Annotated in this window: 19 protein-coding genes and 3 tRNA genes; 7 read left to right on the top strand and 15 right to left on the bottom strand. The window is 75.1% G+C overall.

All coding sequences use genetic code 11. The features are described 5' to 3' along the window. Nucleotides 1-27 precede the first annotated feature (27 nt). Genes AC0OO9_RS21720 through AC0OO9_RS21705 form a run of 4 tightly spaced genes read right to left on the bottom strand, consistent with a single transcriptional unit; the run spans nt 28 to nt 3698 of the window. The gene (locus AC0OO9_RS21720; protein ID WP_484511975.1) at nt 28-819 is read right to left on the bottom strand and encodes a putative protein N(5)-glutamine methyltransferase; all 792 of its coding nucleotides are present in this window, start codon (nt 817-819) and stop codon (nt 28-30) included. 28 nt (nt 820-847) lie between these two features. Further along, entirely contained in the window at nt 848-1969 is a 1122-nt protein-coding gene (locus tag AC0OO9_RS21715) for a cystathionine gamma-lyase (protein ID WP_484511973.1), read from the bottom strand. Then, complete coding sequence (locus tag AC0OO9_RS21710) at nt 1966-2964, bottom strand: NAD(P)H-dependent glycerol-3-phosphate dehydrogenase (RefSeq protein ID WP_151456690.1); 999 nt, start codon at nt 2962-2964, stop codon at nt 1966-1968. The genes AC0OO9_RS21715 and AC0OO9_RS21710 overlap by 4 nt, the downstream gene beginning before the upstream one ends. Beyond that, nucleotides 2961-3698, bottom strand: a complete 738-nt coding sequence (locus AC0OO9_RS21705) for a lysophospholipid acyltransferase family protein (RefSeq protein ID WP_132232610.1) — start codon at nt 3696-3698, stop codon at nt 2961-2963. Before AC0OO9_RS21705 ends, AC0OO9_RS21710 begins: the two co-directional genes overlap by 4 nt. A 127-nt stretch (nt 3699-3825) precedes the next feature. Here AC0OO9_RS21705 and cofC point away from each other — a divergent pair, with 127 nt between their 5' ends. From cofC to AC0OO9_RS21685, 4 genes are read left to right on the top strand one after another with little or no spacing between them, the layout of a single operon-like run. Next, on the top strand, nt 3826-4461 hold the full coding sequence (gene cofC, locus AC0OO9_RS21700) for a 2-phospho-L-lactate guanylyltransferase (RefSeq protein ID WP_132232608.1): 636 nt from the start codon (nt 3826-3828) through the stop codon (nt 4459-4461). Between the two features lie 21 nt (nt 4462-4482). After that, nucleotides 4483-4680 carry a cold-shock protein gene (locus AC0OO9_RS21695; protein WP_192581542.1) on the top strand — a complete coding sequence of 66 codons (198 nt, stop codon included), beginning with the start codon at nt 4483-4485 and terminating at the stop codon, nt 4678-4680. Between the two features lie 53 nt (nt 4681-4733). Then, nucleotides 4734-7139 (top strand): RNA degradosome polyphosphate kinase, encoded by a 2406-nt coding sequence (locus AC0OO9_RS21690; RefSeq protein ID WP_484511970.1) that lies wholly within the window; start codon nt 4734-4736, stop codon nt 7137-7139. Nucleotides 7140-7163: 24 nt separating this feature from the next. Continuing rightward, nucleotides 7164-8147, top strand: coding sequence for an NUDIX hydrolase (locus AC0OO9_RS21685; RefSeq protein WP_484511968.1), 984 nt, complete (start codon nt 7164-7166; stop codon nt 8145-8147). 176 nt (nt 8148-8323) lie between these two features. Here the strand turns inward: AC0OO9_RS21685 and AC0OO9_RS21680 are convergent, their stop codons facing one another. The 4 genes from AC0OO9_RS21680 to leuC all read right to left on the bottom strand — a co-directional run bounded on the left by AC0OO9_RS21680 (nt 8324) and on the right by leuC (nt 13398). Then, nucleotides 8324-10330 carry an endonuclease/exonuclease/phosphatase family protein gene (locus AC0OO9_RS21680; RefSeq protein ID WP_484511966.1) on the bottom strand — a complete coding sequence of 669 codons (2007 nt, stop codon included), beginning with the start codon at nt 10328-10330 and terminating at the stop codon, nt 8324-8326. Nucleotides 10331-10460: 130 nt separating this feature from the next. Next, entirely contained in the window at nt 10461-11177 is a 717-nt protein-coding gene (locus tag AC0OO9_RS21675) for an HU family DNA-binding protein (RefSeq protein ID WP_484518006.1), read from the bottom strand. Between the two features lie 172 nt (nt 11178-11349). Then, nucleotides 11350-11937, bottom strand: a complete 588-nt coding sequence (gene leuD / locus AC0OO9_RS21670) for a 3-isopropylmalate dehydratase small subunit (protein ID WP_484511964.1) — start codon at nt 11935-11937, stop codon at nt 11350-11352. Between the two features lie 12 nt (nt 11938-11949). Beyond that, nucleotides 11950-13398, bottom strand: a complete 1449-nt coding sequence (gene leuC / locus AC0OO9_RS21665) for a 3-isopropylmalate dehydratase large subunit (protein ID WP_132232594.1) — start codon at nt 13396-13398, stop codon at nt 11950-11952. Nucleotides 13399-13447: 49 nt separating this feature from the next. On the opposite strand from leuC, the gene AC0OO9_RS21660 reads away from it, so the two are divergent. Beyond that, entirely contained in the window at nt 13448-14134 is a 687-nt protein-coding gene (locus tag AC0OO9_RS21660) for an IclR family transcriptional regulator (RefSeq protein WP_013284529.1), read from the top strand. Between the two features lie 269 nt (nt 14135-14403). Here AC0OO9_RS21660 and AC0OO9_RS21655 read toward each other — a convergent pair. From AC0OO9_RS21655 to AC0OO9_RS21640, 4 genes are all read right to left on the bottom strand, one after another. After that, a tRNA-Glu gene (locus tag AC0OO9_RS21655) sits at nt 14404-14476 on the bottom strand. 256 nt (nt 14477-14732) lie between these two features. Then, nucleotides 14733-14805: transfer RNA gene (locus tag AC0OO9_RS21650), tRNA-Glu, on the bottom strand. 136 nt (nt 14806-14941) lie between these two features. Further along, nucleotides 14942-15013 (bottom strand) — tRNA-Gln (locus tag AC0OO9_RS21645). A gap of 107 nt (nt 15014-15120) precedes the next feature. Further along, complete coding sequence (locus tag AC0OO9_RS21640; protein WP_151457599.1) at nt 15121-15924, bottom strand: fumarylacetoacetate hydrolase family protein; 804 nt, start codon at nt 15922-15924, stop codon at nt 15121-15123. Nucleotides 15925-16098: 174 nt separating this feature from the next. Here AC0OO9_RS21640 and AC0OO9_RS21635 point away from each other — a divergent pair, with 174 nt between their 5' ends. Next, nucleotides 16099-17379: a hypothetical protein gene (locus tag AC0OO9_RS21635; RefSeq protein ID WP_484511961.1), complete on the top strand. Its 1281-nt coding sequence runs from the start codon at nt 16099-16101 to the stop codon at nt 17377-17379. A 34-nt stretch (nt 17380-17413) separates the two neighbouring features. Then, on the top strand, nt 17414-18283 hold the full coding sequence (locus AC0OO9_RS21630) for a 3-methyladenine DNA glycosylase (RefSeq protein ID WP_484511959.1): 870 nt from the start codon (nt 17414-17416) through the stop codon (nt 18281-18283). On the opposite strand, the gene arfB is transcribed toward AC0OO9_RS21630, so the two are convergent. The 3 genes from arfB to AC0OO9_RS21615 form a co-directional block, all read right to left on the bottom strand. Beyond that, nucleotides 18280-18705 carry an alternative ribosome rescue aminoacyl-tRNA hydrolase ArfB gene (arfB, locus tag AC0OO9_RS21625; RefSeq protein ID WP_132232586.1) on the bottom strand — a complete coding sequence of 142 codons (426 nt, stop codon included), beginning with the start codon at nt 18703-18705 and terminating at the stop codon, nt 18280-18282. The two genes, AC0OO9_RS21630 and arfB, sit on opposite strands and share 4 nt — an antisense overlap. A gap of 9 nt (nt 18706-18714) precedes the next feature. Further along, nucleotides 18715-19017 carry a hypothetical protein gene (locus tag AC0OO9_RS21620; protein WP_357578939.1) on the bottom strand — a complete coding sequence of 101 codons (303 nt, stop codon included), beginning with the start codon at nt 19015-19017 and terminating at the stop codon, nt 18715-18717. Nucleotides 19018-19127: 110 nt separating this feature from the next. Then, the gene (locus AC0OO9_RS21615) at nt 19128-19991 is read right to left on the bottom strand and encodes a S1C family serine protease (RefSeq protein WP_484511956.1); all 864 of its coding nucleotides are present in this window, start codon (nt 19989-19991) and stop codon (nt 19128-19130) included. Nucleotides 19992-20009: the final 18 nt, after the last annotated feature.

The following is a 20009-nucleotide window of genomic DNA, read 5'->3' as shown; positions in this document are numbered from 1 at the left end:
CCGCCAGGCCGCGGCGACGAACGAGGATCAGCCCGGGCGGCGGGCCGAGACGGCGGTGGCGTCCCGGTCGTCGTCCCGGGTCACCGTGGGGTGCAGGCCCACGGCGGTCAGCACCGCGCGGAGCGCCTCCACCTGTGCCTCCCCCGCCTCGACCACCAGGTGCCCGCCCGGGGCCAGCCAGCGCGCCGCGCCCTCGGCGATGCGGCGCAGCACCGCCAGGCCGTCCGACCCGCCGTCGAGGGCCACCGGCGCCTCGTGCAGCCGCGCCTCCGGCGGCATCAGCGCCACCGCCGCCGTCGGCACGTAGGGGGCGTTGGCCAGCACCAGGTCCAGCCGGCCCCGCCAGCGGGCCGGCAGCGGGTCGTACAGGTCGCCCTCGAAGACCGGCACGGCGAGCGGGGCCAGGTTGCGCCGGGCGCAGGCCACGGCGGCGGGGTCCACGTCGGCCGCGGCCAGCCAGCGCGGCGCGAGCCGGCGGGCCAGCGCCACGGTGGTGGCGCCGGAGCCGCAGCACAGGTCCACCACGGCCGCCGCCGGGCCGGTCACCGCGACGGCGACGTCGACCAGCAGGGCGGTACGCGCACGCGGCACGAACACGCCGGGGTCGACGGCGATCCGTTCGCCGCAGAACTCGGCCCAGCCGAGCACGTACTCCAGCGGCAGCCCGGCGACCCGGCGCTCGACCAGGCCGGCCAGCGCCTCGGCCGAGTCGGCGGCGGCGATCAGCAGCTCCGCCTCGTCCTCCGCGTAGACGCAGCCAGCGGCGCGCAGCCGGTGCACGAGGGCGGGCCGGTCGGGGCGGAAGGAGAAGACGCTCACGGGGCACCTCCGGGCCGGTGTCCGGCGCTCAGCGGCTGGCGTCCAGTGCGACGGTCACGTCGGCGACCAGGTCGACGGCGTCCTCGACCCCGCAGGAGAGCCGGACGAAGCCGGGCGGGGTGTCGTCGCCCCACTGGGCCCGCCGGTCGGCGGTGGTGTGCAGGCCACCGAAGGAGGTGGCCGCGGCCACCAGCCGGGCCGCGTCGAGGAACCGCGCCACCCGCCCGGCGTCGCCGAGGTCGAAGCAGAGCACCCCGGGGATCCGTCGCATCTGGACCGACGCCACCGGGTGGGCCGGGTCGCCGGGCAGCCCCGGCCAGCGCAGCCCGGTCACGTCGTCGCGCCCCGCGAGCAGCCCGGCGAGGGCCTGCGCGTTCGCGGTCTGCCGGGCCAGCCGCAGGTCCAGGGTGGCCAGCGACCGGTGCGCGAGCCAGGCGTCGAACGCGCCCGGCACGGCCCCGGTGACGTTCCGCCAGGCGGCGACCGCGTCCCGCAGCTCGGTCGAGCGGGTCGCGACGTAGCCGAGCAGCAGGTCGGAGTGCCCGGTCAGGGCCTTCGTCCCGGAGGCCACCACGACGTCGGCGCCCAGGTCGAGCGGGCGCTGCCCGAGCGGCGTCGCCGTGGTGTTGTCGACCGCCACCAGGGCGCCGGCGGCGTGCGCCCGGGCGGCCAGCGCCGCCACGTCGGCGACGTCCAGGCCGGGGTTGGCCGGGGTCTCCAGCAGCACCAGGCGTACGCCGTCGAAGGCCGGGTGCGGGCCGGCGGTCGGGGCGAGGAGCACCCGTACGCCGATGCCCTCCAGCGTGTCGGCGGCGAAGGCCCGGACGGCGAAGTACCCGTCCGACGGGAGCACCACCGTGTCCCCCGGCCGCAGCAGCGTCAGCAGCAGCCCGGTGATCGCGGCCTGCCCGCTGGCGAAGACCCGGCAGTCGCCCCCCTCCAGTTCCCCGACCGCCGCCTCCAGCAGCCGCCGGGTGGGGTTGTCCGGCCGACCGTAGCCGTCGGGCGCCGCCGCCGGCCCCGCCCACGGATCCAGGTGGTACGGCGCGGCGAACACCGGCCCGGGCAGGAACGGCTGGCCGGGAGCCGGCTCGGGCAGGCCGGCGCGGACGCAGCGGGTGCCGTCGTGGTGCTCGGTCACGTCGCTCACTCCGGCTTGGTGGTGCGGCTCATCAGCGCCTCGACGGCGAGCCGAGGATCCATGCCCTCGTGGCAGACCAGCTCGACCTGCTCGGTGATCGGCATCTCCACCGCGTGCGCCCGGGCCAGGTCGCGCAGGGCCAGCGCGCTCTTGACGCCCTCGGCGGTCTGCCGGGTGGCGACGCGGGCCTCCTCCAGGGTCGCGCCCCGGCCCAGGTGCTCGCCGAAGGTGCGGTTGCGGGCCAGCGGCGACGAGCAGGAGGCGACGAGGTCGCCCATCCCCGCCAGGCCGGCGAAGGTGAGCGGGTCGGCGCCCAGGGCCACCCCGAGCCGGGCCGTCTCGGCCAGTCCCCGGGTGACGAGCATGGCCCGGGTGTTGTCGCCGAACCCCATCGCCACGGCGATGCCGTACGCCAGCGCGATCACGTTCTTCACCGCGCCGCCCAGCTCGCAGCCGATCACGTCGTCGTTGGTGTACGGGCGGAAGTAGGGCGTGGTGATCGAGCGCTGCACCTGCGTGGCCCGGTCGGCGTCGGTGCAGGCGACCACCGTGGCGGCGGGCTGCTCGGCGGCGATCTCCGGGGCCAGGTTGGGGCCGGAGACCACCACCACCCGGTCCGCCGCCACCCCGGCGGTCTCCACGATCACCTCGCTCATCCGCCTGGTGGTGCCGAGCTCGATGCCCTTCATCAGCGACACCAGGGTGGCGTCCGGGTGCAGGTGCGCGGTCCACTCCGCCAGGTTGCCGCGCAGCGTCTGCGACGGTACGGCCAGCACCACCTGCTCGGCCCCGGTGATCGCCTCGGCGGCGTCGCCCGTCGCCGTGACCCGCGACGGCAGCAGCACGTCCGGCAGGTACTCCGGGTTGCGCCGCTCGGCCCGAATCGTGTCGGCGACCGCCTGACGGCGGGCCCAGACGGTGACGTCCCGCCCGGCGTCGGCGAGGATCTTGGCGAACGCGGTGCCCCACGAGCCGGCACCCAGGACCGCGACGTGCCCGCTCACGCCGCCGCCCCCGGCCGCCGCCGATCGACGGCGGGGCGCGCCGTCCGTTCCCACAGTGGTGGCGGGGTGCCGCCCCGGATCTCGGTGAGCATGTCACGAAGGCGCAGCATGATGGTGTCGGTCATCTCCTCGAGGACGGCCTTCGTCGGGGTCGACCCGGCCCATCGGCCCAGGTCGACGGGGGGTCCGGCGACCACGGTCACCGGGATCCGGGGGCGCGGGTCCAGTCGGGACCGGCGCGGGTCGAAGATGCGCTCCGGGCCCCACATGACGAGCGGGACCACCGGCGCCCCGGTGGCGAGCGCGAGGCGGGCGGCGCCGGTCTTGCCCTTCATCGGCCACAGCTCCGGTTCGCGGGTGATGGTGCCCTCCGGGTAGATCACCACCGCGCCGCCCTGGTCGAGCGCGGCGACGAGGTGGTCCAGCGACCGCACCGCGTCCACGGTGTTGCGCTCGACCGGGATCTGCCGGCACCGGTGCAGGATCCAGCCGATCACCGGGACCCGGAACACGCTGGCCTTGCCGAGGAACTGCGGCCAACGGCCGGAGTCGTAGACGAAGTGGGCCGCGACGAGCGGGTCGGCGTGCGAGATGTGGTTCGGCACGATGATCACGCCGCCGTCGCCGCGCAGGTGCTCCATGCCGCGCCAGGTGCGCCGGGTCCAGACGGTCATCACCGGCTTGACCAGCACCACGGCGAACCATTGCCAGAACCCCAGCCTCCGCCGTGTCACCGCGCCTCCTCGTGCCGCCCCGCCCCGCACCGGATCCGCACCCGGTGACGCCCGCAGCGGAAATCATGCCTGCTCGACCCGGGTCCGGCCAGAGAGGGTACCGCCGTACGGCTGGCAGGATGGCGGTGTGAGTCAGCCGAGGTGGACCGTGGTGGTGCCCGTGAAGCGCCTGGCCGCCGCGAAGAGCCGGCTGCGGGGGGCGCTGCCGGCCGTACCGCACGAGGAACTGGCGCTGGCCCTGGCCGCCGACACGGTCGCCGCGGTGCGGGCCTGCCCGGCGGTGGCGGGGGTGCTGGTCGTCACCGACGACGCCCGGGTGGCCGAGGCCGCCCGCCGCGCGGGCGCCCGGGCGCTGCCCGACGCCCCCGGCGCCGGGCTGAACGCCGCCTTCCGGCACGGCGCGTCGGTCGCGGGCGGCGGCTGGGTGGCCGGGCTCACCGCCGACCTGCCCGCGTTGCGCCCGGCCGAGCTGGCGGCGGCGCTGCGGGCGGCCCAGGCCGCGCCCCCGGGTGTACGCGGGTACGTGGCCGACGCCCCCGGCCAGGGCACCGTGCTGCTGGCCGCGCCGCCGGGCGTGGCCCTGGATCCCCGCTTCGGGGTCGGCTCGGCCGCCGCGCACGCCGCGAGCGGGGCGCTCGCCCTCGCCGGGGACTGGCCGAGCCTGCGCCGTGACGTGGACACCGCCGCCGACCTGGCCGCGGCGGCCCGGCTCGGGCTGGGGCCCCGCACGGCCGCGTTGGCCGCCGCCTCCTGCCCGGCCTGAGGGGCGTGTAGCGTGCGGGGCATGCAGGGCACGGTGGCCACCTACGACGCGGCGACCCGCAGCGGGACGCTGCTCCTCGACGACGGCACCGAGTTGGCCTTCCCGGCCCGGGCGTTCGACGCCTCCGGCCTGCGCCTGCTCCGCCTCGGCCAGCGGTTGCGCGTCGAGACCGACGACACCGGCGCGGTGGTCCGGGTGACATTGCCGACGATGGCCTGAGCGGCTGGTCGAAGTTCATTTTGCGTTAACCGCATCCGGGTGATTATGGGCAGGTGAGCACCCCTCGCAAGCCCCCCGCCAACCGCCCGTCCACCGACCCGGCCGCCCCCCGCAACGGCGCCCGGTCCCGTGGCGCCGACGGCCGCTTCCACGCCGACCCGCCGGCCGCGACCCCGGAGGCGACCCCGGCCGCGACCCCCGGCGAAGCGCCCGCAGCGATCCCCGGCAAGGCGTCCGCCGCGGCCCCGGGCGGAGCGTCCGCCGCGACCGGTTCGGCCGACGCCGCCGGTGCCGGCGGTGCGGCCGCCTCCGCCGGGCTGGAGGAGGTGCTGGACGCGGCGCCGCCCGTCGAGGCGACGGCGCCCGACCTCGTCGACGAGCCCCCCGCGGCGCAGCCGCTGCCGGAGGACCGCTTCCTCAACCGGGAACTCTCCTGGCTCGACTTCAACGCCCGGGTGCTGGCGCTCGCCGAGGACCCGCGCACGCCGCTGCTGGAGCGGGCCAAGTTCCTGGCCATCTTCGCCAGCAACCTCGACGAGTTCTACATGGTGCGGGTCGCCGGGCTGAAGCGCCGGCTCCAGGCCGGCCTGCCGGTACGCGGCGGGGACCGGATGCCGCTGCGTACCCAGCTGGAGCTGGTCGCCGGGAAGGCCGCGACGCTGGTGGCCCGGCACTCGGCCTGCTTCACGGACGAGGTGCTGCCGAAGCTGGCCGCCGAGGACATCCGGATCCTGCGCTGGGCCGACCTGGACGACCCCGAGCGGGAACGGCTGCGCGCGTACTTCCGGGAGCAGATCTTCCCGGTGCTTACCCCACTGGCGGTGGACCCGGCGCACCCCTTCCCGTACATCTCCGGGCGGTCGCTCAACCTCGCGGTGGCGGTCCGCGACCCGGACGGCGGCTCGGAGTTCTTCGCCCGGGTCAAGGTGCCGAACAACGTGCCCCGCTTCGTCCGGGTGCACCGCGACCTGCCCGGCGTGCGGATGCTGCCGGTGGAGGACCTGATCTCGGTGCACCTGGGGCAGCTCTTCTCCGGCATGCAGGTGGTCGAGTGCCACCTGTTCCGGGTCACCCGCAACGCCGAGGTGGAGGTCGACGAGGACCGCGACGAGGACCTGCTCCAGGCCCTGGAACGGGAGCTGGCCCGGCGCCGGTTCGGCCCGCCCGTGCGGCTGGAGGTGGCCGCCTCGGTCTCCGACCACGTCCTGGAGCTGCTCGTCCGCGAGCTGGACATGCACGACCAGGAGGTGCTACGGGTGCCCGGCCTGCTCGACCTCTCCGCGCTCTGGCAGCTCTACGACGAGGCCGACCGGCCGGACCTGAAGGATCCGCCGTTCGTGCCGGCCACCCACCCCCGCCTCACCGAGGGCGAAGTGCCGCGCAGCGTCTTCGCGACCCTGCGCGACGGCGACATCCTGGTCCACCACCCGTACCACTCGTTCGCCACCAGCGTGCAGCGCTTCATCGAGCAGGCCGCCGCGGACCCGGACGTGCTGGCCATCAAGCAGACCCTCTACCGCACCAGCGGCGACTCCCCGATCGTGGACGCGCTCGTCGACGCGGCGGCCGCCGGCAAGCAGGTGGTGGTGCTGGTCGAGCTGAAGGCGCGCTTCGACGAGGTGGCCAACATCGGCTGGGCGCGCAAGCTGGAGCGCGCCGGCTGTCACGTCGTCTACGGCCTGGTCGGGCTCAAGACGCACTGCAAGACCGCCCTGGTGGTACGCCAGGAGGGCAATCAGATCCGCCGCTACTGCCACATCGGCACCGGCAACTACCACCCGAAGACCGCCCGGCTCTACGAGGACTTCGGCATGCTCACCGCCGACCCGGAGATCGGGGCCGACCTGACCGACCTGTTCAACGTCCTCACCGGCTACAGCCGGCAGACCGCGTACCGCCGGCTGCTGGTGGCGCCGCAGGGCATCCGCAGCGGCCTCATCGAACGCATCGAGCGGGAGATCGCGCACGTCCGGCTGGGCATGCCCGGCCTCGTGCAGATCAAGGTGAACTCGCTGGTCGACGAGAAGATCACGGACGCGCTCTACCGGGCCTCCCGGGCCGGCGTCCACGTGGACCTGGTGATCCGGGGCATGTGCACGCTGCGCCCGGGGGTGCCCGGCCTGTCGGAGAACATCCGGGTCCGCTCGATCCTGGGCCGCTTCCTGGAGCACTCCCGGATCTTCCGGTTCGGCAACGACGGCGACGCCGAGTTCTGGATGGGCTCGGCCGACCTGATGCACCGCAACCTGGACCGCCGGGTCGAGGCGCTGGTGCGGGTGAGCGACCCCGTCGCCCGGGCCGAGCTGGACCACGTGCTGACCGCCGCGATGAGCCCCGACGTGGACGCGTTCGAGCTGGCGGCGGACGGCACCTGGAGCCGGCGTACCGGCACGGCCGAGGAACCGCGCGTCCACCTCCAGGAGTTGCTGCTGCGTCGCGTCGGTGGCACGGCGGGCTGACCGGTACCCGCATAGGCTGACCTGATGCTGGATGAGCGGGACGCGGCCGGCCCCGGCCGGGGCCGGCCCCCCGGGTTCCCCGACGCCGCGCCCCCGATCCGGGCGGCGGGTGGTGTCGTGTGGCGCCCCGCCGACGACTCCGGGCCGGTCGGGGGGCCGGTCGCCGGGAGCACGGCCGCCGCCCCGCGCGGTGGGGCGCTGGTCTGCCTCGTGCACCGGCCCCGCTACGGCGACTGGTCGCTGCCCAAGGGCAAGCTGGAGCCGAGCGAGCATCCGCTGCGCGCCGCCGTGCGGGAGGTGGCCGAGGAGACCGACGTCCGGGCGGTGCCGCAGGTGCGGCTGCCCACCGTGCGCTACCGCAGCGAGGGCCGCCCGAAGGTCGTCGACTACTGGTCGATGCGGGCGGTGGCCACCGGCGGCTTCCAGCCGGGCACCGAGGTCGACGACGTGCGCTGGCTCGGCGTGGACGAGGCGGTCCGGCTGGTCAGCTACCCGCACGACGCCGAGGTGCTGGCCGCGTTCGCGGCCCTGCCCACGGTCACCGGAACGGTGGCGCTGGTCCGGCACGCCCACGCCGGCAAGCGGGCCACCTGGTCGGGCCCGGACACCGGCCGGCCGCTCGACGCCCGGGGCTGGGCGCAGGCCCACGCACTCGCCCCGCTGGTGGCGCTGCTCCGCCCGGTACGCCTGCTGTCGGCCTCGGCCCGCCGCTGCGTACAGACCCTCGACCCGGCGGCGGCGCTGCTCGACCTGCCGATCGAGATCGACGGCGACCTGGACGAGCCGCGGCCGGGCCAGCAGCCCGACGAGTGCGCGCTGGCCGCCGCCGCCCGCCTGGCCGCGCTGGCGGCCACCGGCGAGCCGGTGGGGGTGTGCAGCCAGGGCAAGGTGATCCCGGGCGCCCTGGCCCGGCTCAGCGGGCGGCCGGGCGACTTCACCACCCCGAAGGGCGGCGGCTGGCTGCTCGCCTTCGCCGGCGACCGCCTGCTCGCCGTCGACCGCCTCTGACCGCGCGCCCACCGGGGCCGGCCGGTCCCGACCGGCCCGTGGGACGGCGGGTCAGACCGGCCCGTCGGGCGGCGGCTCAGACCGGCCCGTCGGGCGGCGGGTCAGGACGGCCCGTCGGGCGGCGGGTCAGGACGGCCCGTCGGGCGGCGGGTCAGGACGGCCCGTCGGGCGGCGGGTCAGGCCGGTGGCAGGGTCAGCGTCACCGCGACCGGCAGGTGGTCGCTGGCCGTCCCGGGCGGGGCCGCCGCGCCGCCGGCGGCCAGACCGGGCGTGACGAAGACGTGGTCGATCTGCTGGCGCGGGGCGTCCGCCGGGCTGGTCGGCACGGGGCGGGCGGCGGCGAGCGCGTCGACCAGACCGGCCCGGGTGAACTCGGCGAACGCCGGGTCGCCCGGCTCGGTGTTCAGGTCGCCGGCGACCACCAGGGGCCGGCCGGCCGCGTACCGCACGGCGAAGTCGGCGACCGCGCGGGCCTGGACCACAGGGTCCTCGCCGGGCGGCGGTTGCAGGTGGGTGGCGACGACCGCCAGGCGGACGCCCTCGCTGAAGTTCACGGTGACCCCGAGGGCCTGCGCCCCGGTGGGCGCGCCGACCGCCGGCAGCGGCCGGGTCCGCGCCGCGTCCAGCGGCCACCGGCTCAGCACGGCGTCGCCCCAGAGCGGGTCGGCGGCCGGCGCGAAGACGTACGGCATGTCCAGCCGCTCCGCCAGCAGGTCGAGCGTGTCGTGGCCGCCGTTGAGCAGCCAGCCCCGGTCCACCTCGCTGAGTGCCACGACGTCGGCCCCGGCGACGGCCCGCGCCAGCGCGTCCGGGTCGAAGCGGCCGTCCATCCCGAACCCCATCCGCACGTTGTACGCCGCCACCCGCACCGTCTCCGGCGGCCCGTCCCGGTTGGTGGCGGAGAGCAGCTCGTCGCTGGCGACCGCGGCCAGCAACGTCACCACGGCGGCGGTGGCGGCCGTCCACACCGGCGGCAGCGGCGACCGCGCCGGCCCCGGGGTGGGACGCCCCGCCAGCGCGACGGCGGCGACCAGCACCGCCACCGCCACCGGCACCCCGGCGTTGGGGTGGCCGAGGTCGTAGGCGGAGTAGTAGGCCACCGCCGCGACGGCGAAGACGAGCATCCCGGCGACGGCGGCGTACCCGCGCCGCCCGGCCGCCCGCGCCGGGTCCTGCCCGTCACCGGCCGCCAGCGCCGGGGCCGACGCGCTGCCGGCCGCCCGCGCCGGGTCCTGCCCAGCGCCGTCGGGGACCGGGGTGCGGGCTTCGTCCGCGCCGTCGTCGCCCCGCCCGTCCGCCGCACCGGCCGACGCCAGGCACGCGCCGAGACCGACGGCGGTGAGCAGGACGGCCGGCAGCAGCAACTCCCCGCGTCCGAGGGCGACGAGGACGGCCCCGCCGACCAGGGCCACCGGCCCGAGCCACCGCCAGGCGCCCCGGCGGGGCGGGGCCAGCGCGGCGAGCAGGAACCCGCCGACCGCCACGGCGAGCGGGGCGGGGCCGAACAGCGGCACGGTGGCCACCCCCACCTCGTCGGCGGGATCCGACCGCAGCAGACCGAACTGGTACGACATCGCCGTCCGGGCGACCGCCGGGGAGAGCGCCACCATGCCGGCGAGCAGCAGCGCCGGCCCGGCCAGCAGCCAGCTCCGTACGCCGCCCGCCCCGGCCGGCGGCGCGGGCCGCGCCTGCCCCGCCAGGAAGAGCCCCGCGACCCCGACGGCCGCCAACCACGCCGGCCAGTCCCCGAAGAACGCCGAGCGGTACGTGTCCAGCACCGTGTGCAGGACGGCCCCGACCGCCAGGCCGAGCGCCAACCCGGGTACGGGGCGGTCGGTGCCGGCGGCGACACCGGCAAGCCAGACCAGCCCGGCGAGCAGCCCGGCCGTGGCGAGCCAGAGCTGGAGCCGCCCGCCCGGCTGGCCGTTGACGGCGAGCCGCGCCACGACCAGCAGCACCGCGGCGACGAGCGTCACGGGGCGGGCGCCGACCCGACGGATCAGCGCAGGCGCGGCCAGGGCGAGCAGGAACCAGCCGAACGCGAACGCCCCCAGCAGTTCGGCGGGGGTGGACGCGGCCTGCCCGAAGATGGTGATGACCGCCGGCAGGAAGACGCGCAGCACGTCGACGAGGAGCACGACGCCCAGGGCGAGGGTGACGGTGGTGAGGTGGCGGTAGCGCACCGGGCTGCCTTTCGCCGACCGGAAGGGGTGCGGCGATTCTGCGGGCGGGGCGCGGTCGGGGTCAACGGGTGGGGGTGGACACGGCGAAGGGCGCCCACCGTCGGTGGGCGCCCTTGCCGTACCGCCAGGTTCAGCGCTTGGTGGCGGCCTTCTTCGCCGCCGCCTTCTTTGCCGGCGCCTTCTTCGCCGCCGCGCTCTTGCTCGCCGTCGCGGCGGTCTTCTTCGCCGCCGTGGCCTTGGTCGCCGCGGTGGTCTTCTTCGCCGGGGCGGCCTTGGTGGTCGCGGTCTTCTTCGCCGCGGTGGTCTTGGTCGCCTTCGCCGCGGGGGCCTTCTTGGCCGCCGCGGTCGCCTTGGTCCCGGTCGCCTTCGCGCCCGCGGCCTTGGCCCCGGTGGCCTTGGCTCCGGTGGCCTTGGCACCCGTGGCCTTGGCTCCGGCGGCCTTGGCACCCGTGGCCTTGGCCCCGGTGGCCTTGGCACCCGTCGTCTTGGCCGCCGCGGTGGTCTTGGCGGCGGACGTGGTCTTGGCGGCGGCAGCCGTGGTCTTCTTCGCCGCCGCCGTGGCCTTCGGCACCTTGCCGCTGGCCACCATCTCCTTGAAGCCGGCGCCGGGCCGGAAGGTCGGGACGGATGTCTTCTTGACCTTCACCGCCTCGCCGGTCCGTGGGTTGCGCGCTGTTCGGGCGCCCCGGACGCGCTTTTCGAACGCTCCGAATCCGGTGATCGCCACCTTCTCGCCCTTGGTGACCGCCGCCTGGACCTCAGCGAGGACCGCGTCGAGCGCGGCCGTCGCCGTCTTCCGGTCCCCCAGGCGAACGGCGAGCGCCTCGATGAGCTCGGCCTTGTTCACGACTTCCTCCCGATTGTGCAACTGACTCGACGCGAGCCATTCTGCGCGCACGGTATGCCCTGTGCTGCCGGGACACAAACATTCGGTCGAAAAAAGCCCTTGTGTCGTAACGGATTCGCCCCCACCGGTGAGACCGGCGGGGGCGGAAACCGCTGTGGGATCGGGCGTACGGCTATGCGACCGAGGGCAGGAACGGCGGCCGGTCGGCCTCGAAGGCGCTGATCTCCGCCTCGTGGCGGAGGGTGAGTCCAATGTCGTCCAAGCCCTCCAGCAGCCGCCAACGGCTGAAGTCGTCCATCGGGAACGACCAGGTGGCCTCGCCGACACGCACCTCGCGAGCGGTCAGGTCCACGGTGACGGCGGTGGTCGGGTCGGCCTCCACCAGGTCCCAGATCTCCTCGACCGCCTTCAATTCCAGCTCGACCGGGAGCAGCCCCTCCTTGAGGGCGTTGCCCCGGAAGATGTCGCCGAAGCGGGGCGCGATCACGGCGCGGAACCCCCAGTCGCGCAGCGCCCAGACGGCGTGCTCCCGGGAGGAGCCGGTGCCGAACTCCGGACCGGCCACAAGAATCGACGCACCCGAATAGGCTTCATCGTTGAGCACGAATTCCGGGTCCTCCCGCCAGGCGCTGAACAAGCCGTCCGCGAAACCGGTCCGGGTCACCCGCTTGAGGTACACGGCGGGGATGATCTGATCGGTGTCCACGTTGGATCGCCGCAGCGGCACGGCGGTGCCCGTGTGGGTGGTGAACCTCTCCATCTGGGTGCCCTTCTACAGGTCGGCGGGAGCGGCCAGCCGGCCGGCCACGGCGGTGGCGGCGGCGACCGGCGGGGAGACCAGGTGGGTGCGTCCGCCCCGGCCCTGGCGGCCCTCGAAGTTGCGGTTGGAGGTGGAGGCGGAGCGCTGGCCCGGCGAGAGCGTGTCCGGGTTCATCCCCAGGCACATGGAGCAGCCGGCGAAGCGCCACTCGGCGCCGGCGTCGGTGAAGACCTTGTCCAGCCCCTCCGACTCGGCCGCCTCGCGCACGGCGGCGGAACCGGGCACCACCAGCATCCGCACGCCGTCGGCGACCCGCTGCCCGCGCAGCACGTCGGCGGCGGCCCGGAGGTCCTCCAGCCGGCCGTTGGTGCAGGACCCGACGAAGACCACGTCGACCGCGAGGTCGCGCAGCGGGGTGCCCGGGCGCAGGTCCATGTACTCCAGCGCGCGCCGGGCGGCGGTCCGCTCGGCCTCGGTGACGAACTCCTCCGGGGTCGGGACCACGGCGCCCAGCGGCGCACCCTGGCCCGGGTTGGTGCCCCAGGTCACGAACGGGGTGACCGCGCCGGCGTCGAGGGTCACCTCGGCGTCGAACGTGGCGCCCTCGTCCGTGGGCAGGGTCCGCCACCAGGCCAGCGCCGCGTCCCAGTCGGCGCCCTTCGGAGCGTTCGGCCGCCCCTTCAGGTACGCGAAGGTGGTCTCGTCCGGCGCGATCATGCCGGCCTTGGCGCCCCACTCGATGGACATGTTGGCGATCGTCATCCGCCCCTCCATGGACAGCGACCGGATCGCCTCGCCGCGGTACTCGACGATGTGCCCGCGGCCGCCGCCCGTACCCACCTGGGCGATCAGCGCGAGCACCAGGTCCTTGGCGGTGACCCCCGGGGCGAGCCGCCCGGTCACGTTCACCGCCATCGTCTTCGGCCGGCTCTGCGGCAGCGTCTGGGTGGCCAGCACGTGTTCGACCTCACTCGTGCCGATGCCGAACGCCAGCGCGCCGAACGCGCCGTGGGTGGCGGTGTGCGAGTCCCCGCAGACGATGGTCATGCCGGGCTGGGTGACGCCGAGCTGCGGGCCGATGACGTGCACGATGCCCTGGTTCTCGTCGCCCAGCGGGTGCAGCCGCACCCCGAACTCGGCGCAGTTGCGGCGCAGCGTCTCGATCTGCGTACGCGAGGTGGGGTCGGCGATGGTGAGCAGATCGCCGCGCCGCAGGCGGAACGACGGGTCGGCGTACCCCGTCGGGGTGTTGTGGTCCTCCGTCGCGAGCGTGAGGTCGGTGCGGCGCACCCGGCGCCCGGCGAGGCGCAGCCCGTCGAAGGCCTGCGGGCTCGTCACCTCGTGCAGCAGGTGCAGGTCGATGAAGAGCAGATCGGGCTCGCCCTCGGCGGACCGTACGACGTGCGCGTCCCAGACCTTCTCGGCCAGGGTCCTCGGCTCGGTAGTAGTGACTCCCACCATCTGGACATCCTAAATTCTGGGAGGTAAGTTTCGGCTTGTGGGACACAGTATGAGCGGTGTCGGCGTTCTCGACAAGGCGGTGGTCATCCTGGCCGCCTGCGTCGACGGCGCCAGCCTGGCCGAACTCGTTGAACGCACCAAGCTGCCCCGGGCCACCGCGCACCGGCTGGCGCAGGCGCTGGAGATCCACCGGATGCTCGTCCGGGACACCCAGGGTCGCTGGCGTCCCGGCCCGCGCCTGGGTGAGCTCGCCAATGCCGCCCCGGACGTGCTCCTGACGGCGGCGGAGCCGCTGCTGGCGGCGCTGCGGGACGCGACGGGCGAAAGCGCCCAGCTCTACCTGCGCCGCGCCGACGAGCGCATCTGCGTGGCCGCCGCCGAGCGGGCCAGCGGCCTGCGGGACACCGTGCCGGTCGGCTCGGTGCTGCCGATGACGGCGGGCTCCGCGGCGCAGATCCTGCTCGCCTGGGAGCCGCCCGAGGCCGTGATGCCGTTGCTGCCCCGGTCGAAGTTCACCGGCCGCACCCTGGCCGAGGTACGCCGCCGGGGCTGGGCGCAGAGCGTGGCCGAACGCGAGGCCGGTGTGGCGAGCGTCTCGGCGCCGATCCGCGACCGCACCGGTCGGGTCATCGCCGCGATCAGCATCTCCGGGCCCATCGAGCGCCTGGGACGCCGCCCCGGCGAACGCCACGCGATGGCCGTGGTCCGGGCCGGCCAACGCCTCTCCGGCCTCTGACCCACCCCACCCACCCCACCCACCCGGCCCACCGGCCCGCCCGCCGGCTCACCCCCACCGCCACCCATCGGCCCCGCGTCGATCAAGAAGTTTGCGCCCGGATTCGACCCCGGACCGAGCGAGAACTTCTTGATCGACACGACCGGCAGCGGCGTGGTCCGGGCCGGGGTTCAGCCCGGGCGGGACGGGCCGGGACGGGCGGGACGGGCCGGGCGGGTGGAATGCCGAACGGCCCGTTCCACCGGAGTGGAACGGGCCGTTCTGAGGTGTAGCCCCGACCGGATTCGAACCGGCGCTACCGCCTTGAGAGGGCGGCGTCCTGGGCCGCTAGACGACGGGGCCAAGACTTCACTGCTTCCACCGCCCTTGCGAGCGGTGCCGCTGTAGTCTAGCGGCGGCCCCACCGGGACGGAAATCGGGGCGACCGGACGGTCGTTTCGGCACGCCACCACCCGGCCGACATCGCCGCCGCCGGCGTCGGGCCACCCGTGCCGGCGGCGGCAGGCAACCCGCGGGGCCCACGGGGCGACGAACAGCGTCGGTACGGGACATGCGAAACGACCCGCCCCACCGGAGTGGAACGGGCCGTTCTGAGATGTAGCCCCGACCGGATTCGAACCGGCGCTACCGCCTTGAGAGGGCGGCGTCCTGGGCCGCTAGACGACGGGGCCAGAACCTGACTTGCGGCACCGCTCTGCCGAGCGGTGCCGCTGGACTCTATCAGAGAGAACCCCGATCCCCTGAACGGGAACCGGAGTCGTCTCCTACGAGATCCAGCGCTCGAAGCTCTCGCGAACCTCGGCTGCGCTGGGGTACCAGGACTCGAACCTAGACTAACTGAACCAGAATCAGTCGGGCTGCCAATTACCCCATACCCCATTGGCCCCTTGCGGTGCCGGGATCAAACTTTACCCTCCCGGTGCCAGCAGGCCAAATCGAGTCCCCCAAACCGCCCCTGAACTGCGGAAACGGGGCCTCGACGCGGATCAGGCGACGGGCACCACCGGGTTGGTGAGGTCTCCGATCCCCTCGATCCGCACGGTGACCGTATCCCCGTCCAGCAGCGGGCTAACCCCAGCCGGTGTGCCCGTGAGCACCACGTCGCCGGGGAGCAGCGTCATCACGTGCGAGACGTACGACACCAGGGCCGGCACGTCGAAGACCATGTCGCGGGTCCGGCCGAGCTGGCGGACCTCCATCTCCTCCGGATTGCGACCCACCTCACAGCGGATCTCCAGGTCGCGCACGTCGAGCCCGGTGGTGATCCACGGCCCGATCGGGCAGAACGAGTCGAAGCCCTTGGCGCGGGTCCACTGCCCGTCGGAACGCTGGAGGTCCCGGGCGGTGACGTCGTTGGCGCAGGTGTAGCCGAAGATGGCCCGCTCCGCGGCGGCCCGGTCGGCCCGGCGGGCGCCCGGCGCTCCGATCACCACGGCCAGTTCGGCCTCGTGCTCGACCTGCTTCGAGAAGATCGGCAGCCGGATCGCGTCGCGGGGCCCGATCACGGAGGTGGACGGTTTGAGGAAGAGCAGCGGCTCCTTCGGCACCTCGCTGCCGTGCTCGGCGGCGTGCTCGGCGTAGTTGCGGCCGACGCAGACGACCTTGCTGGGCAGGATCGGCGAGAGCAGGCGGACGTCCGACAGCGCCCAGCGGGCACCGCTGAAGGTGATCTGGCCGAACGGGTGGCCCTCGATCTCGGCGATGGTCAGGCCCTGGGGGCCCGCCTCCGCTTCGCCCTCGACGACCCCGAACGACATTCCCTTGGCATGAGCAAAACGAGCGATACGCACCAGGCCAATCTAGCCCCGGCGACCCGCGACCCGGCCGACGCCGCAGTCAGGCGCGCCCCGGGAAGCCGGGAGGGCGCACCCTACGACACCGTCCGCTCGCGGGGGCGGAGTTCGCGACTTCGTACCCGCCCGGTGTCGTCGCGCCCCTAGCGTCGGCTCCGGAGGTTCGTTCGTATGCCTGCATCGACACGACACCACAGGGCCCTCGCAGTGTTCGTACACTGCCTCGGCATTCTCTCCGCCGTGCCGGCACTGCCGGCGGCGGCGCCACCCGCGGCGGCCGCGCCACCACCGGTGGTCGCGCCGACCCCGGAGCCGGCGATGCCGTCGGCGCCGCCGGCCGTGCCCACCCCGACCCGGGCCGCCCCGCCGGTGGCGAAGCCGCCGGTCACGGTCGCGGTGGTGCCGGAGAGCACGCCGGCGCCGCGCTACCGGATCCAGGTCCGCAACAGCGGTGGCACGCCGGTGGACACCACCGTCCGGCAGGAGCTGCCGCCCGGGGCCTCGGCGACCGCCATCACCGCCGGGGGCCGGGCCACCCGGGGCACCGGGCAGTCGGCCACCGAGGTGACCTGGCAGCTGAAGCTGCCCGCCCGCAGCACCACCACCCTGGGCACGGCGCTCACCGCCGCCGCCCCGGCCCGGCCGCTGACCGCGCCGGCCTGCGCCTACGCCCGCGATGGCAGCCGGCCGTACGACTGCGCGACCGCGACCTGGAACGCGGGCGTGCCGGCCGCCGCGCCCGCGCGTTCCGAATCGCCGCCGTGGCGCCGGACGCCGGTGCTGCTGGCCGGGCTCGGCACGGTGACGGTGCTCGCGGTGGGCGGGGTGTGGACCTGGCGCCGGCGCCGCCGACCGGTCGCCGCGGCCCTCTCCGGCCAGCATCCGGGGACGGTCTACCCGCGCCCGGCCGCGCCGCGACCGGAACAGCTCCGCCGCAAGCCGTCCGTCTGGTTGATCGTCCCGGTGGCCGCCGCCGTGCTCGCCGGCACGGTGGGCACCGCCGCCTGGACGGCCACCCGGCAGGTCGCGGCCGTCGACACCGACAGCCAGCCGACCAGCGGCGCGTGGCTGGGCCAGGGGGTCAACGGCGCCGTCGGCGAGCCGCTGCGCGAGTCGGCGTTCGAGTTCACCGTGTACCGCGTCGCGTGCGAGCCCGGCGCCGCGGCCCGGCAGTGCGAGGCGACGGTCGGGGTGCGCAATCTGACCCCGGAGCAGCAGAGCTGGCACGGCCGGCTGCAACGGGCATACCTGCCCGACGGCAACTTCGTCAGCACCGACGAGCAGGCGACCCGGGCGGCCAACCAGGGCCGGGACGTCTTCGCCCAGCCGATGGCGGCTGGCAGCCGGACGGTGCTGCCGCTGGTCTTCACCGTCGCCGGGAAGGCACCGCCGGAGCAGCTTGAGCTGCGCAGCGGGGTGTTCTCCGCCGGGGTCCGGGTGGACGTGCCCTGACCGGGCGCCGGGCGGCGGTCGTACCCTTGGCTTCGTGACCGCCGCCCTCGCCCCGCCGACCTGGGTTGCCCTCCTGGAGGCGCACGAGAGGCGTGCGGACGCCCTCACCGCGGGCCACCGCGCCCGCAGGGCCACGGGGGAACGCCACGCGATCGACGACTTCCTGTACGACTACTACGGCACCCGGCCCTCCGTACTCCGACGGTGGCACCCGGGGGTGGGCGTCTCCCTGGCGCCGGGGCCGGACGGCTCCGCCCCGCACCGGCAGTGGCGTTGGTACGCGACGGCGGCGGACGGGGCGGTGAGCTTCGACGTCACGGCGTTCCTCGTCGACCGGGCCGAGTCGGTGCGCTTCATCCACCGCCTGTTGTCCGCGATCGCGTCGCGACCGGCCTTCACCGGCTGCTTCGGCCTGCACGAGTGGGCGATGGTGTACCGCCAACGGGAGCATCGGCACCCGCTCCCCCTGCGACTCGGGCAGGAGGGCACCGACGCGGTCGTCGAGTCGCACCAGATCCGCTGCACGCACTTCGACGCGTTCCGCTTCTTCACCCCGGAAGCGGTCGGCCTCAACCGGCTCCGACCCACGAGGGAGAGCCAGGTCGAACTCGACCAGCCGGGCTGCCTGCACGCATCGATGGACTGCCACAAGTGGGCGACCAAGTTGGGGCCCGCGGTCCCGGGGGACCTGGCGCTCGACTGCTTCGAGCTGGCGCGGGACATCCGGCTACTCGACATGCAGGCGTCCCCGTACGACTTCTCCTCCTACGGGCAGCCCGCGGTGGCCATCGAGACGCCGGAGGGCAAGGCCGAGTACGTGGCGCGGCAACGCGAGTTCGCACAGCGTGCCGGCCAGCTACGCGCCCGGCTCATCGGTGTCTGCGCGGCACTGCTCGCGGGCTAGTCGCCGTCGACGCGGCGGTCGCGCTTGCGTTGTGACCGGCGCTTCTTGTCGGCCAACCGGCGCTCCTTCGCGCCCCGCGACGGGCGGGTGGGCCGGCGGGGCGGGGGCGGCGGGGCGGCGGCCTCGCGCAGCAGCGCGGCCAGCCGTTCGCGGGCGGCCTCCCGGTTGGCCAGCTGCGCCCGGTGCTCACTGGCGGCCACGGTGAGCACGCCGTCGACCAGCCGGCCGGCGAGCCGCTCCAGCGCCCGCGCCCGCAGCGGCTCGGGCACGCCGGGCGAGGCGGCCAGGTCGTAGCTCAGCTCGACGCGTGAGTCGGTGGTGTTGACGCCCTGACCGCCGGGCCCGGACGACCGGGAGAACCGTTCCCGCAGCTCGGCGGCGGGAACGGTCCACCGGTCGTTCACCCGCAGTCCGTCGTCCACCCCCCGAGGCTAGCGCCCCTGCCGGACGCTCGGGGTGGCGGACGGGCCCGGGGTCTGCGCGGGTGGGTCGGGACTGTCGTCGGAGTCGGCGGCGGCGTAGGCGACCGCCCCCACCAGCAGCAGGGCGATCACCCCGATCTTCGTGGTGGCCACCTTGATCAGCAGCCACGCGGCGCTCCGGGCGCCGGGCACGGTCTTCTTGACGGTCTGGTAGTCGGCCCACCCGCGTCGTGCCCGGGCGTACGCCGACCCCACACCGGTACCGATCAACAGGCCCACCAGCAGGAGGACCACGATTCCAGGACGCTCCACCCGAGCCAGTTATCCATACTCAGCGTGATATTTCCATTGGCCGATCATTCCGCGCCGGGTATCCGACAGTTTTCACATTCCCGGGCCGCCCCGGACGGCGTGCCCGCAGCTCAGCCGCCCTTCCCGATGATCGTGTCGGCGGTCTGCTGCACCTGTTCGATGGGAATGGCGAAGCCGATGCCGATCGAGCCGTTCCCGTCGATCGTGGCGATGGCCGTGTTCACCCCGACCACCTCGCCGCGCGCGTTGACCAGTGGGCCGCCCGAGTTGCCCGGGTTGATCGAGGCGTCGGTCTGCACGGCGGTGTGCCGGTTGTCGCCGAGGCGTACCTGCCGGTCCAGGGCGCTGACGATGCCGGCGGTGACGGTGCCGGGCAGCCCGAGCGGCGAGCCGACCGCCAGCACGGGCTCCCCCACCCGGGTGGATCCCGGCTTGGCCAGCGGCAACGCCGCCAGGCCGGCCGACGGCGGCACCCGCAGCACGGCGAGGTCGCTGCGCGGCTCCCGCCCGACGACCTCGGCGGCGAACCGCCGCCCGTCGGGCAGTTCCACCGTCACCGAGCCCCCGCGCCCCTTGGCCAGGATGTGGTCGTTGGTGATGATGTGCTGCTGGTCGTCGACGGCGAAGCCGGAGCCGGAGGCCGAGGCGCCGCCGGCCCCCCCCACCAGCACCGAGACCACCCCCGGCACCGTCTTCCCGGCCGCGGTCACCAGTTCCGCCGGCACCGGGGCCGCCGAGGCCGCCGCCGGGCCAGGTGCCTCGTCCCGGCCGGCCACGATGCCGCCGGCCACCGCCCCGGAGGCGGTCGACAGGACCACCACCGCCAGGGCCGCCAGCACCCGCCCGCGCGGGCCGCGGCCTGCCGGGCCACCGTCGGGGTCGGACCCGCCCCACCGGGCCCGCCCGTCGGGATCCAGCTCCGGGGAGATGAACCAGGGGCCGCGCGGTTCGCCCAACCCGGTCTGCACTGCCATGCGTACGCTCCTCACGTG

The sequence above is a fragment of the Micromonospora sp. USAFONa4 genome, from assembly GCF_057197825.1.
This window is presented reverse-complemented; position numbering and strand designations above follow the sequence as displayed.